Below are 12,196 nucleotides of genomic sequence, written 5' to 3'. Positions count from 1 at the left end.
CAGCAATTGAAAAAGATTGGCAAGGAAAGCCTCCGCAAATAAGGTCGATATCCGGCAGCGCATTGGGGTCGATGGTTCTGGCGTCTGCAAAAAACACTTCTCCTTCCGTATCGTACATGGTGTTGTAAGCCTGGTTTGCATACTTATCTATCTCGCAGTGACCGACGCATTCAAAGCCGCCTACAGCCTCTAAGCCGGAGCGGAAACCGCCGATCCCCGCGAACATATCAAAAAATCGGATAGCCATGCGCCATCCGACCACTTCACTGTATTAACTTTCACCTCACATTTTCATGCCGAAATCTTCATCTTCGTCCATGTCCGGCTCCTGTTCCTCTGCCAGTTCTTCCTCGGTGAGCTTGCGAAAGGAGTCCTCGCTGGGGATGATCCCCAGCGCACGGCCATTGTCAAACTTACAGTGCAGGGTGCCGATATCGTCTACGGCAATCACAGTGCCCCGCGTGTTATCCTCAACACGGTGGATGTCGTTTCCCATGCTCAGCAACATGATCCGTGTGCCGCTGGGGTACTCGGCCTTGTAGCGCTCAGCCATCCGATGCAGCCTATCCCATTCGTTCATCTCGAAAACCTCCTTTTACATACCGCCCATCCCTTGATGGGGTTCCAGGTGCTCGTCCAACTCATCCTCAGTGCAGAGAAAATAGTCATCACTGCTGTTCCAATATGAAACATAGAGGTCGCCCTCGTCGGTTTCGATGGGCCGCTGCTCGAAACCTTCTCCAAGGCCGTCTGAACACTGTCCAAGAATTTCCTCCCGCAAATCCGCCATTTCCTCTGCCGTGAGCGGCTCCTTGAGGTGACAATCGATCCGGCCTAAGAGCCTGCCGTCGATATCCTCCACTGTCCAAACTGCTGACATGAGCTTGGCAGCTACACCGGCATTTCTGTCAAGATATTGCGCCATGTCACCCATTTCGGGGGCCTGCTCGTCGGCAATGCCCTGCTCGATCTGGTCTTGGTACGCCGCCAGGAACCCGCTGCCCACCTCGATATACTCGTCGCACTCGCCATCGTCAAGCTGGCCCACCAGAGGGCAGTAAAGCGTCAGCTTGACTGGCCCGGCAGCCTGGGTCATGGCCTTGATATCATCGAACAGCTTTTCCTTAGTGGGATACTGATTGTGGACGATATTCTGTTCCAGGTCTGTGAGGATTTTTTCTCTGGCAGTCGACACAGCAAATGCCACAGTGTTGGCGTCAGCTAAAGTGTCGCCCTTGCTGAACACTCTCAGCAGGCGGCTGCCAATCTCACTGTCGGCAGACAGATGGAGATCCACGCCCTTGTCATCATGGAGCAGGATATTTCGGGGCGGCTTGTTGATACCGGCCTCCCGCATATCGTGGTAGAACTGGTGGATGTCAAGAGGCAGTTCTCGTTCGAGGGCTGCTCCAAACTGGTTGGTTATTTTTGCTTTGATCACTTGATGCACCTTCTTTCAAGAAATAAAAAAAGCCGGTCGCTTGTTTTGAAGAGGTTTCTCCAGCGACCAGCTATGTATGCAACGGGCTATCGCCCTTATGCACGCAAAAGACTAACGTCTTTTTGCGACAAAGGGCCAGCGGATTTTTTCCACTGGCCCTCTCACTCTGTGCTATTCTGTTGTTGTGAGGGTTCACTTCCTGCCGCAAAGCCAAAACGCCGTTTTGCCATCCCCGTTTTCGTACTTTCGAAATCCAGCCCTTTGAGATGCAAAAAACCGCGCCATGGCGCGGTTTTTTGCCCAAATATCTTTTTGGTTTTCCTAGGATGGCGGAAGCGGTGGGATTCGAACCCACGAGCCCGTGAGGACTACCTGATTTCGAGTCAGGCCCGTTATGACCACTTCGATACGCTTCCATGTAATAATTATTCAGTTTTCGGCACAGATAACATGATTTCGAGTCAGGCTCGTTATGACCACTTCGATACGTCTCCCTATAGGCAGTTAACCTTGTTTAAGACCTTCACATAAAATCTATGCCTGCATTCAAACTGACCTCAATAATCTTTCTTATTTTAGCTTTTTATTTTTAAAAAGTCAAGTATTTTTGGTGGAAGGTTGACAGGGGAGGGGAAAAAGTTGTAGAATAGACACAAGACATGGGGCTTTCTGTGAAAAATGCGCCATGTTAAGCGCCGGGAGGCTCACTGCTGCCGGTCTATTCTGCTTGTAGAAAGCGAGTTGGATAAGTGTATATGATAAAAAGATTCAGCAGACGAGGCGGGGCCCTGCTGCTCTGCTTTGCGTTAATTTGCGGGATGCTGGCAGGCTGTTCCGATGTGCGGAACATGGTTTCCGGCGTGGCTGTTGCTGGCGAATTCCCGGTAGAGGTGGCTGGCGTAACCATATCTGCCCGGCCCCAGAAAGTGGTGGTGCTTTCTCCCAGTCTGGCTGATGTGGTGTTGGCTTTAGGCTATGAAACCCAGTTGACTGCCGGTGCCCAGGAGTGTACCCAGGAAAGCCTGCGGGATTTAAACAAGCTTTCCCGGGATGATGCCCAGGCTATCATAGACGCCGGCCCGGATCTGGTGCTGCTGGACGCGGAGAGCGGCGCCTCCGCTTCCGCTCTGGAGGAGGCAGGCATTACGGTGCTTTCCATTGCCCCCGCTACAGACCGCGAGGATTTCGAGCGCCTTTACTCCGAGGTGTCCTCCGCCTTGGCTGGCGGCGGCGCGGGCCATGACGAGGGAATCCGGGTGGCACAAGATATTTTTCTCACGCTGGACGCTATTAACCGCATTGTGCCCAGCGACAGGGTCACCACCGCCTGTTACCTGTATGACCTGGACAGCAGCGCTGTAACAGGAGACATGTTTGGCAGCACCATCATGACGTATTCCGGCGTGACCAATGTTTTCAAAAGCCTGCAGGGGGGCATGTACGATTTTGACACCCTGCGCATCTCCAATCCCAACGCTATTTTCTGCCCGCCAGGCTTGAAGGATCAGATTCTGGGAGACAGCCGTTTTCAGGATTCCCAGGCAGTGAAGGATAACAAGGTTTTTGAAATGGATCCCAGCCTGATGGCCTGGCAGGGCCGCACTGTTATTGAAACTGCTTACGAGATAAGCTCCTTGGTGTTTCCAGAACTGCTGGAGGAAAATTCCATGCAGGTGACGGATCCTACAGAGGAAATAGATTCTGCTGTAGGCTCGGCTTTAGCCAGCGAGGCCGAGGCAGAAGATAATACCAAGTATGAAACCCTGGCCCAGGGGGATCAGGGGGAGGAAGTGCAGAAGCTGCAGGCCCGTTTAGAAGAGCTTGGATATCTGGACAGGGAATATGACGGGCATTTCGGGGAATATACGGCCCAGTGCGTCTCTGAATTCCAGAAAGCCAACGGCCTGGAGGAAACCGGCGTTGCCGATGCCGACACCCAGCGGAGGCTTTTCTCCCGCACCGCGAAGGGGAAAGGGGAGGAGACAGACAGCGCTGTGTCGTCAGAACCGCCTGTGGAAACCTCCCAGGCTCCGGAGGAAAATTAGGTCTGTTGCTTTACTGCGTGAAAATACCCCCGCCGGGTAAGGCGGGGGTATTTATATCCTGTCTCATTTTGCGCAGCGCTCATTTAAAATACTGGTAAAACTGGCACTTGATCATGCCGTTGTATAATTTCCGCCGCTTGTCTGCTTTCCGCCCGAAAAGATCTTCAAAGTCCTCCTCCGGGGTGATAATGCCATAACTCCAGCCCCGCTGTTGGGTGAACACCCGACCCATGGTTTTGCACAGATCCCGGGCCGCGGAAACGTCCAGCAGCCGCTCTCCATAAGGCGGATTGCACACCACACAGCCGTACGGATCGGCGCAGGCAAAGTCCTTTATATCCCGTATCTGGGCCTTGATATGTTTTCCCACCCCTGCCCGCTGGGCGTTTTCCAGGGTGAGGGACACTGCTTCCGGGTCGATATCAAATCCTTCCGCCAAAAAGCCTTCCCCGGGCAGGGCCATTTCCCTTGCAAGGCTCCGCTCCTCTTTCCAGATGGCCTTGTCTGCCCCTGTCCAGGTTTCCGCGATAAACCGCCTGCCAAGCCCGGGGGCCATACGGCGGGCTGCCATAGCGGCCTCTATCAGCAGGGTGCCGGATCCGCAGAAGGGATCGAGAAAATGGCCGTCAGGCCGCAGTCGGACAAGCTTTACCAAAGCCGCCGCCAGGGTTTCTTTTATAGGGGCCTGGGTGGAAGCAGGGCGGTATCCCCGCTTGTGGAGGCCTGCCCCAGAGGTATCCACCATAAGGCTTACTTTGTTCTTTAAAATGCGGAACCGCACCCGGTACAGAGGCCCTGTCTCCTCAAACCAGGAGATATGGTAAGCGTTAGTCAGGCACCGGACAATGGCTTTTTTGATGATGGACTGACAGTCGGGCACACTGTGGAGCTGGCTGTTCAGGCTGGCCCCGGTTACAGGGAATTCCCCATCTACAGGCAGAAGCTTTTCCCAGGGAAGCGCCTGCACGCCCTGGAAAAGCTCCTCAAAACTGCGGGCTTCAAATTCTCCCAGCAGCACCAGAACCCGCTCCGCGCAGCGCAGGCGCAGGTTTGCCCTGGCAAGAATATTCCAGCCGCCGGAGAAAAGCACCCGCCCGTTTTCCGCCTGCACGTCCTCGCAGCCCATTTCCCGCAGCTCTTGGGCAACCAAACCCTCCAGCCCCAACAGGCAGGGGGCACAAAGCCTTATTTTTTCCATGCAATTCCCCTTTCACCAAAATGCTGTATAATATAGGTGCGTTCCCCCGCTTATCCCGCAAAGGAACGCACTTTTTCCGTTTCAGCCGGGCACTGCCAAATTTTATGTATGGCTTTATGCATCCCGGCCGCAGCACTTCTTATATTTTTTCCCGCTGCCGCAGGGGCAGGGATCATTGCGGCCCACCTTTTGGCCTTTCACCACGGTTTTGGAGCGCTTCTGCTCTTTGTACAGCTCCTGGCGGCGCTCCTCGGTCAGGTGCTTGTCCCACTGGGGAAGGGTATACAGCCAGTCTGCCTTTGCCTCCACCATGTTTTTATAAAGCCGTTCCTTGTCATAGTTCAGATTGACTTCCGAATCTGCCTCCAGGGCCTCCAAATCATTTTTCTCCTTCAGGCTGTCGTTGATGCCGTCCAGAAAGCCCATCATGGACATTAAATCCACGCTGTATTTCTTCGCATACCCCTCCACCGTATTGCGCCGGGGTTTGCTTTCCAGGATCCGTTTGTAAAATTCTGTTTCCAGCTTAAAATATTCCTGCCAGAATTTTGCCCCCTGCTCCTGCTGCTTTTCTTCGGCATACTGCTGCCATTGTGCCAGCAAAGCCACATTCATCACTCCTAATCTTCATCTTTTCAAATGGCTTTTATATATCCTTACTGGAAATCTTAGCACCTTTTTTCCTTTCTGTCAATTCCTTCCGTGTCGAGAGATGTCTGTTCCATTGATTTTATCAAACAGTTTTCCCCATTTGCTTTTTTGGCAGGTTGGGCGTATAATGGAAAAAAGCGACAGGGGAGGGGCTGCGATGCTGAAAGCCATTATTTTTGACGCCTATGGGACGCTGCTGTGTACGGGCACAGGCTCTGTAGACGCTGCCGGGGAAATACTGGCAAAAAACGGGCGGCAGGATATTTCTCCGTCTGGTTTTTATGCCCGCTGGAAGCAGTTGCACCAGCGGCACATGGACAGCGGGGGGCCTTTCCTCACAGAGGAGGCCATCTACCATTTAGATTTGCGGGCGCTTTATAAAGAATATGGCATAGAGGGGGAGCCGGACCAGGACGTGGAAATTATGCTTGGGATTTTAGGCTGCCGCAGGCCTTATCCAGAGGCAAAGGCTGTGCTGGAAGCGCTGGAAAAGCGGGTGCCGCTGTATATTGGCTCCATTACGGATACAGCGCCCTTGCAGCAGGATCTACGCCGGGGCGGCCTGCCCATGAAAAAGCTTTTCACCTCGGAAAGCCTTCGCTGCTATAAGCCAGCCCCCCGCTTCTATACAGAGATTCTGCGGCAGTTGGGCTTGAGGCCCCAGGAAGCCCTTTTTGTGGGGGATTCCCTTACAAATGACGTAGCAGGGCCGCAGGCGGCAGGCATTCCGGCCTGCTGGGTGAACCGTAAGGAGGAACATCCAGGGGATTTTGTCCCGCGCTATACGGTTTCCGATTTAACCGGGCTTCTGCCCATTGCGGAAAGCCTTTTGGGAGGGGAGAGCCTGTGACACAGCAAAGCTTTTTCCAGCCCGGCCCGCTGGACGCGCCTTTAGCCACCCGTATGCGCCCTCAAACCCTTTCGGAATTCAGCGGCCAGCAGCACCTTTTAGGGGAAGGGAAAATCCTGCGCCAGCTTATAGAGGAGGATAAGGCGTCCTCCATGATTTTCTGGGGGCCGCCGGGGGTGGGCAAAACCACCCTGGCCCGTATCATTGCCGGGCGCACCCAGTCGAATTTTATCAACTTCAGCGCCGTCACCAGCGGCATCAAGGAGATAAAGGAAGTGATGGCAAACGCGGAGCGCAGCCGCCTATTAGGGGAGCGCACCTTGCTTTTTGTAGATGAGATACACCGCTTCAACAAGGCCCAGCAGGACGCTTTCCTGCCCTTTGTGGAGCGGGGCAGCATTGTGCTCATTGGAGCCACTACGGAAAACCCTTCCTTTGAGGTAAACGCCGCTCTGCTGTCCCGGTGCCGGGTGTTCGTGCTTCAGGCCCTCTCTGCGGAAGATCTGGTTTCCCTGCTGAAAAGGGCCTTGGAGGATCCCCGGGGCTTTGGAGGGGAGCAGGTGGAAATGGGGGGGGCATGCTGGACATCATTGCAAATTTTGCAAATGGCGACGCCCGCACAGCCCTGGGCACCCTGGAGATGGTGGTATTAAATGCCCGCAGGGAAGGGGACAGGGTGACGGTAACCCGGGAGATACTGGAGCAGTGCGTGAACCGGAAATCCCTGCTCTATGACAAAAACGGGGAGGAGCATTATAACCTGATTTCCGCCCTGCACAAATCCATGCGCAACAGCGACCCGGACGCGGCGGTGTACTGGCTGGCCCGTATGCTGGAGGCGGGGGAAGACCCTCTCTATGTGGCCCGGCGGCTTATCCGCTTTGCCAGCGAGGATGTGGGCCTTGCCGATCCCCGGGCCTTGGAGCTGTGTACTGCCGCCTATCAGGCCAGCCATTTCATCGGCATGCCGGAGTGTACGGTAAATCTCACACAGGCTGTAGTGTACCTTTCCGTTGCCCCTAAGTCCAACGCCCTCTATAGGGCCTATGAATCCGCCAAAAAGGATGCTTTGCACATGCTGGCAGAGCCGGTGCCCCTGGTTATCCGCAACGCCCCCACCCGCCTGATGAAAGAGCTGCACTATGGGGAAGGGTATCAATATGCCCATGACACAGAGGAAAAGCTGACGGACATGCAGTGCCTGCCGGATTCCCTTTTGGGCCGGCAGTATTATGAGCCTACCGCCCAGGGCCTGGAGGGCAGGGTGAAGGAGCGCCTGGAAAAAATCCGGGCCTGGAAGATGGAAAGACAGCCAAAAATACACAAAGGGGAGAAAACTTGATGGATTTGCAAAGGCTTATGCAGGAAGCGGCAGGGATTGTAAGGGAGGCAGGGGCTTTGGTGCGTTCCCTGCGGCACCCCCAGGTATACACCAAGGAAGGCCACGCCAATTTTGTGACAGAGGCTGACATTGCCTCCCAGAAATTTCTGCTGGAAAAGCTGGGGGAGCTTTTGCCAGAGGCCCATTTCTTTGCCGAGGAGCAGGCCCAAAACAAGCTGGAGCCGGGCTTGAACTGGATTATCGATCCCATCGACGGCACCACCAATTTCATGCGGGGATACAGACCCTGCGCCATTTCCGTGGGCCTGGTGCAGAACGGCACAGGGGTGATGGGACTTGTGTATGACCTGTGGGCAGGAGAGCTGTTTTCCGCTGTAAAGGGGGGAGGCGCCTTCTGCGACGGACAGTCCATCCGCTGCGGGGAAGTGCCCCTGGAAAATGCCTTAATCGCTTTTGGCTCCTCTCCCTATTACCGGGAACGGGCCGAAGCGACCTTTGCGGCGGTGCAGGAGGTGTTTCTCCTCTGCGGGGATGTGCGCCGATCCGGTTCTGCCGCCCTGGATCTGTGCTATGTGGCGGCGGGCCGCAGCGACGGCTTCTTTGAAGCCATCCTGTCCCCCTGGGATTTTTGCGCCGCTTCCGTCATCCTGGAGGAGGCGGGGGCCAAGGCAGGCTCCCTGGAAGGGCCGCTGGGTTATGAAAAGGGCATGGCGGTGATAGCTGGCAGCCCGGCGGTTTATGGCACTCTGGCGGAAATTGCCCGGCGGCATTTTGCCAGACTGTGAGATTCAACAAATTTCCCTGTATTCCATTGACAAGAGGCATATGGGGTGCTATAATAAAACAAAAGCTGAATAAATCCTTATCAAGAGAGGCGGAGGGACAGGCCCTGTGATGCCCGGCAACCTGTGGCGCAAGCTGCAAGGTGCCAATTCCTGCGGTGTAAACCGAAAGATGAGGCGGTAAAAGGGCCCTCGTTTTTCGAGGTGCCCTTTTCTTGATTCGGGGTTTACTGAGGCTTGGATTATTATAACGAAAGGATGATTTTCATGAAGCTGTTTACTTCCGAATCTGTAACCGAGGGACATCCCGATAAGGTGTGCGACCAGATTTCCGACGCGGTGCTGGACGCCATTATGGAGAAAGACCCGGAGGCCCATGTGGCCTGCGAAACCACTGCCACTACCGGCATGATACATGTGATGGGGGAGATTGCCACCTCCTGTTATGTGGATATCCCCGCTGTGGTGCGGGAAGTGGTGAAGGATATCGGTTATGACGATCCGGCCTGCGGCTTTGACGGCAACACCTGCGGCGTGATGACTTCCATCGACGCACAGTCTCCGGACATTGCCATGGGCGTTAATGAGTCTTTGGAAGCGAAGAACGGGGAAACTGATGAGAACAGCCTTATCGGCGCAGGGGATCAGGGCATGATGTTTGGCTATGCCTGCGATGAAACGCCAGAGTATATGCCTTTGGCTATTTCCCTTTCCCACAAGCTGGCAAAGCAGTTGGCGGCGGTGCGCAAGGACGGCACCCTCAAGTATCTCCGGCCTGACGGGAAAACCCAGGTGACAGTGGAGTATGAGGGGGACGAGGTCAAGCGGGTGGAGGCCATTGTCATTTCCACCCAGCATGACGCGGACGTGAAGCTGGAGAAGCTGAAAAAGGACATGATAAAGCATGTGATTAAGCCTATCGTGCCCGCCGGGCTGGTAGATCAGCAGACCCGCATCTATATCAACCCCACCGGGCGTTTCGTTATCGGCGGCCCTGTGGGGGACAGCGGCCTGACAGGCCGGAAGATTATCGTGGATACCTATGGCGGCTATGGGCGCCACGGCGGCGGCGCATTCTCCGGCAAGGATCCCACCAAGGTGGATCGCTCTGCTGCTTACGCAGCCCGCTGGGTAGCAAAAAATATTGTGGCTGCCGGCCTTGCCAAAAAATGCGAGGTAGAGCTGGCCTATGCCATCGGCGTGGCCCGCCCGGTTTCCATTATGGTAGATACCTTTGGCACAGGCACTGTCTGCGATGAAAAGCTCAGCGAGGCGGTGCGCAAGGTGTTTGACCTGCGGCCCACTGCCATTATCAAGGAGCTGGATCTCCGCAAACCCATCTACCGCCAGCTTGCCGCTTACGGGCACATGGGCCGGGAAGACTTGGGTGTGGCCTGGGAGCGCACCGACCGCATTGACGCCCTGCTGGAGGCTGTCAAGTAAGAATCCTGTGGTGGTTTTAATTGCGGGAGCCTCCCATACGGGAAAAACCGTGTTGGCCCAAAAGCTTGTGGAAAAATATGGGTATAGCTGTTTATCTTTAGATCTCCTGAAAATGGGGCTTATCCGCAGTGGGCAGACCAGCCTTACGCCGGAGGACGATGATAAGCTTACCGCGTACCTCTGGCCTATAGCGGCGGAAATGGTCAAGACAGCCATAGAAAACGGACAGCACCTGATTGTGGAGGGCTGTTATATCCCTTTCAACTGGCAGGAAAGCTTTGCGATAGAATACCTGCGGCACATCCGTTTTTGCTGTCTGGTGCTCAGCGAAGGTTTTATCCGGAAAAATTTCTCCGCCATGCAGGCCCACGCAAATGACGTGGAACAGCGTCTGGAGGACGGAGGTTTTTCCATAGAGACAGCTATCCAGGGGAATGCCGCATGGCAGGCTGGGTGCAAGGCTTGTGGCCTGCCTTATACCCTGATAGAAGGGGAGTATCATTTACCCTTAGAACTTTTTAGAGAAGGGTATCTCAAATAGGGGATACGTAAGAAAGCATTTTAACGAGGGGTCGGCGTGGCAGTAAAGCTGCGCTGGCTTTTTGTGTACCGAAAACCAATCGCTAGGCAAGTGGTTTACAAGAATGCTTCTGCCGATGATGCAGAAAGAAAAATGCCCCCAAAAAGCCGTAAAAAATAAGGGCGACGGAAAGGGGGCGAACAGTATAAAAAAGCCGTTCTTTACAAGGGTGTCGTACTGCAAGTACCTCTGCACCGAGTACATCTCCACCATTGAGTTGCTGATAGGCGTTCCTGTGGCAAAAATCGTGCCACGGTTGCCTGTGATTTCGTCCAGATAGCGGCACTTCATAAAGAGGTCGCTTGATTTCTAGGCTTCGGTCTGGGCGATACCGCCTACATTCCGCATTTTGGTATAAAGGTAGAGATCCCCAATTTTCCAGTTCATTCCCAATGACCGTACATCCTGCCCCCTCAATATAACGATTGAAAATATATCTTACAATTTCGGCTTCCTTTTCATTTACGGATATGCTTTTTGTATCCTTATGGTAGTCATATCCCAGACATCCTTGAAACGCTACAAGCTCGCCCCTCTGCATCTTCATTTTCAATCCCTTTTTGACATTGGAAGATATATTCTCCACTATGCTCTTGATTATGGGCGCATCATCGTGATCGGATTTGCTTTTCAGATTGTCGGAAATACCATTAACAGTGCAATCCGAACAGACGGAAGTCCGCGTTATGCCATGCTTTCCATGATGATCGGGGCAGTTCTCAACATCATTCTTGACCCGATTTTCATCTTTGTGTTCCACTGGGGTGTTGAAGGTGCTGCAATCGCCACCATTATAAGCCAGTTGTTCGGACTTTTGTTTAACATCGCTTATCTGTTCCGGTTGAAAACGATCAAACTGTCCAGACAGTCTTTTACTTTTGATATCCGGACTGCAGGAAGAATCGCAAGCCTTGGATTTGCAAGCGGGGCCAACAACCTGACTTCAACGGTGGTGGCGTTTGTATCAAACAATCTGATGACAAAATACGGCGCGCTCTCTCCTTATGGTGCAGATATTCCGCTCACAACTTTCGGCTTGTGTATGAGAGTGAGTATGCTTGCATTTTCCATTGGCATTGGCGTTGCAAGCGGCAGCCAGCCAATTATTGGGTTTAATTATGGCGCAAAGAAATATGACCGTGTGAAAAAGACATTTATGCTGAGTGCCGGAGTTGCCACGCTCATCACCTTTGTTTCATGGATCATTTTCCAGTGCTTCCCGCTGCAGCTTATCCGGATATTCGGGACGGAATCTGCACTGTACGAGGAATTTGCGGTCAAGTGTTTCCATATTTATCTGCTGCTTACATTTTTGAATGGCTTGCAGATGTGTGCCGGCGTATTATTCCAGGCAATTGGACAGCCCATGAAAGCAGCGATTACTTCCCTGTCAAAGCAGGTAATCTTTTATATTCCGGCCATGCTTATTTTGTCCCGCTTCTTTGGGCTGACAGGTATTCTCATGGCGGGGCCTGTCGCAGACGCTTTGGCTTTTATCCTTTCAGGAGCCTTTTGTTTCAGGGAAATTAAGAAAATGGAGCAGATAAGCGAAAATGCGCCCTAAATGGTTCATACGATTGAGAAAAAATTTTTTCTATTATGGCATGGCAGTTATCGTAGGCATATCCCTGTTTATTTCATGCCTGCGGATGAATACAGAGCATATTTTTCTCTGCGTACTTACGCTGATCCTATTCATGCTGCCCCATGTTCTGAACAGGTGGCTAAAACTGTATATACCGCCAGTTATGGAGATTGTCATAGTGGCTTTCATTGCCTGTGGGATTGTTTTAAATAGTGTCTACATGAGTTAAGCACGAATAGCAGCCCAAATAGCGATACAACGGACGTGTACCGCAGCGAT

At 53.3% G+C, this 12,196-nt stretch carries 12 protein-coding genes, 1 tRNA gene, 3 pseudogenes and 1 riboswitch; of the genes and pseudogenes, 8 read left to right on the top strand and 8 right to left on the bottom strand.

From position 1 onward, the window contains the following. The 4 genes from D1841_RS15105 to D1841_RS15090 all read right to left on the bottom strand — a co-directional run. Nucleotides 1-247: DNA cytosine methyltransferase (locus tag D1841_RS15105; RefSeq protein ID WP_160644328.1), on the bottom strand; the 247-nt coding region annotated here is incomplete at its 3' end. A gap of 36 nt (nucleotides 248-283) precedes the next feature. Then, a complete protein-coding gene (locus tag D1841_RS15100; protein WP_160644326.1) occupies nucleotides 284-580 on the bottom strand; it encodes a DUF4314 domain-containing protein in 297 nt (98 codons plus the stop codon). Nucleotides 581-595: 15 nt separating this feature from the next. Next, nucleotides 596-1,441 carry a hypothetical protein gene (locus D1841_RS15095; protein ID WP_160644324.1) on the bottom strand — a complete coding sequence of 282 codons (846 nt, stop codon included), beginning with the start codon at nucleotides 1,439-1,441 and terminating at the stop codon, nucleotides 596-598. Nucleotides 1,442-1,768: 327 nt separating this feature from the next. Further along, nucleotides 1,769-1,857: transfer RNA gene (locus D1841_RS15090), tRNA-Ser, on the bottom strand. A gap of 339 nt (nucleotides 1,858-2,196) precedes the next feature. Between D1841_RS15090 and D1841_RS15085 the strand changes: the two genes are divergently transcribed. Next, entirely contained in the window at nucleotides 2,197-3,486 is a 1,290-nt protein-coding gene (locus D1841_RS15085; RefSeq protein ID WP_160644322.1) for a peptidoglycan-binding protein, read from the top strand. Between the two features lie 79 nt (nucleotides 3,487-3,565). Here the strand turns inward: D1841_RS15085 and D1841_RS15080 are convergent, their stop codons facing one another. Next, nucleotides 3,566-4,684 carry a class I SAM-dependent RNA methyltransferase gene (locus D1841_RS15080; RefSeq protein ID WP_160644320.1) on the bottom strand — a complete coding sequence of 373 codons (1,119 nt, stop codon included), beginning with the start codon at nucleotides 4,682-4,684 and terminating at the stop codon, nucleotides 3,566-3,568. 114 nt (nucleotides 4,685-4,798) lie between these two features. Then, nucleotides 4,799-5,299, bottom strand: a complete 501-nt coding sequence (locus D1841_RS15075; protein ID WP_160644330.1) for an SEC-C metal-binding domain-containing protein — start codon at nucleotides 5,297-5,299, stop codon at nucleotides 4,799-4,801. A 193-nt stretch (nucleotides 5,300-5,492) separates the two neighbouring features. On the opposite strand from D1841_RS15075, the gene D1841_RS15070 reads away from it, so the two are divergent. From D1841_RS15070 to D1841_RS19525, 6 genes and pseudogenes are all read left to right on the top strand, one after another. Continuing rightward, entirely contained in the window at nucleotides 5,493-6,185 is a 693-nt protein-coding gene (locus tag D1841_RS15070) for an HAD family hydrolase (RefSeq protein WP_160644318.1), read from the top strand. Then, a pseudogene (locus D1841_RS15065) lies at nucleotides 6,182-7,527 on the top strand (replication-associated recombination protein A). Before D1841_RS15070 ends, D1841_RS15065 begins: the two are co-directional and overlap by 4 nt. Further along, nucleotides 7,527-8,312, top strand: a complete 786-nt coding sequence (locus D1841_RS15060; RefSeq protein WP_161880107.1) for an inositol monophosphatase family protein — start codon at nucleotides 7,527-7,529, stop codon at nucleotides 8,310-8,312. The pseudogene D1841_RS15065 and the gene D1841_RS15060 overlap by 1 nt, the downstream one beginning before the upstream one ends. Nucleotides 8,313-8,386: 74 nt before the next feature. Further along, a riboswitch (SAM riboswitch) is annotated at nucleotides 8,387-8,488 on the top strand. A gap of 88 nt (nucleotides 8,489-8,576) precedes the next feature. Further along, entirely contained in the window at nucleotides 8,577-9,752 is a 1,176-nt protein-coding gene (gene metK / locus D1841_RS15055) for a methionine adenosyltransferase (protein ID WP_371722016.1), read from the top strand. Between the two features lie 7 nt (nucleotides 9,753-9,759). Beyond that, nucleotides 9,760-10,293 carry an AAA family ATPase gene (locus D1841_RS15050; protein ID WP_160644312.1) on the top strand — a complete coding sequence of 178 codons (534 nt, stop codon included), beginning with the start codon at nucleotides 9,760-9,762 and terminating at the stop codon, nucleotides 10,291-10,293. Nucleotides 10,294-10,329: 36 nt separating this feature from the next. After that, nucleotides 10,330-10,452 (top strand): hypothetical protein, encoded by a 123-nt coding sequence (locus D1841_RS19525; RefSeq protein WP_256376704.1) that lies wholly within the window; start codon nucleotides 10,330-10,332, stop codon nucleotides 10,450-10,452. Nucleotides 10,453-10,488: 36 nt separating this feature from the next. Here D1841_RS19525 and D1841_RS19935 read toward each other — a convergent pair. Together D1841_RS19935 and D1841_RS19335 are read right to left on the bottom strand one after the other, a co-directional pair. Next, nucleotides 10,489-10,701 (bottom strand): annotated as a pseudogene (locus D1841_RS19935) (hypothetical protein); the annotation flags it as partial. Continuing rightward, a pseudogene (locus tag D1841_RS19335) lies at nucleotides 10,700-10,918 on the bottom strand (recombinase family protein); the annotation flags it as partial. The pseudogenes D1841_RS19935 and D1841_RS19335, both read right to left, overlap by 2 nt. Between D1841_RS19335 and D1841_RS15040 the strand changes: the two are divergent. Further along, complete coding sequence (locus D1841_RS15040) at nucleotides 10,820-11,896, top strand: MATE family efflux transporter (protein WP_237076407.1); 1,077 nt, start codon at nucleotides 10,820-10,822, stop codon at nucleotides 11,894-11,896. The pseudogene D1841_RS19335 and the gene D1841_RS15040 overlap by 99 nt on opposite strands. The last annotated feature ends 300 nt before the right edge of the window (nucleotides 11,897-12,196 follow it).

The sequence above is a fragment of the Neglectibacter sp. X4 genome (genome assembly GCF_009917365.1).
In the GTDB taxonomy this organism is placed as follows: Bacteria; Bacillota; Clostridia; order Oscillospirales; family Acutalibacteraceae; genus Acutalibacter.
Note: the sequence above shows the minus strand (reverse complement) of the source record. Positions and strands in the feature narration are given on the sequence as shown.

Coding starts and splice junctions, on each gene's coding strand:
- D1841_RS15040 (WP_237076407.1), top strand. CDS start 10,820: ATGGTAGTCATATCCCAGACATCCTTGAAACGCTACAAGCTCGCCCCT.
- D1841_RS15070 (WP_160644318.1), top strand. CDS start 5,493: ATGCTGAAAGCCATTATTTTTGACGCCTATGGGACGCTGCTGTGTACG.
- D1841_RS15060 (WP_161880107.1), top strand. CDS start 7,527: ATGGATTTGCAAAGGCTTATGCAGGAAGCGGCAGGGATTGTAAGGGAG.
- D1841_RS15075 (WP_160644330.1), bottom strand. CDS start 5,299: ATGAATGTGGCTTTGCTGGCACAATGGCAGCAGTATGCCGAAGAAAAG.
- D1841_RS15085 (WP_160644322.1), top strand. CDS start 2,197: ATGATAAAAAGATTCAGCAGACGAGGCGGGGCCCTGCTGCTCTGCTTT.
- D1841_RS15100 (WP_160644326.1), bottom strand. CDS start 580: ATGAACGAATGGGATAGGCTGCATCGGATGGCTGAGCGCTACAAGGCC.
- D1841_RS15080 (WP_160644320.1), bottom strand. CDS start 4,684: ATGGAAAAAATAAGGCTTTGTGCCCCCTGCCTGTTGGGGCTGGAGGGT.
- metK (WP_371722016.1), top strand. CDS start 8,577: ATGAAGCTGTTTACTTCCGAATCTGTAACCGAGGGACATCCCGATAAG.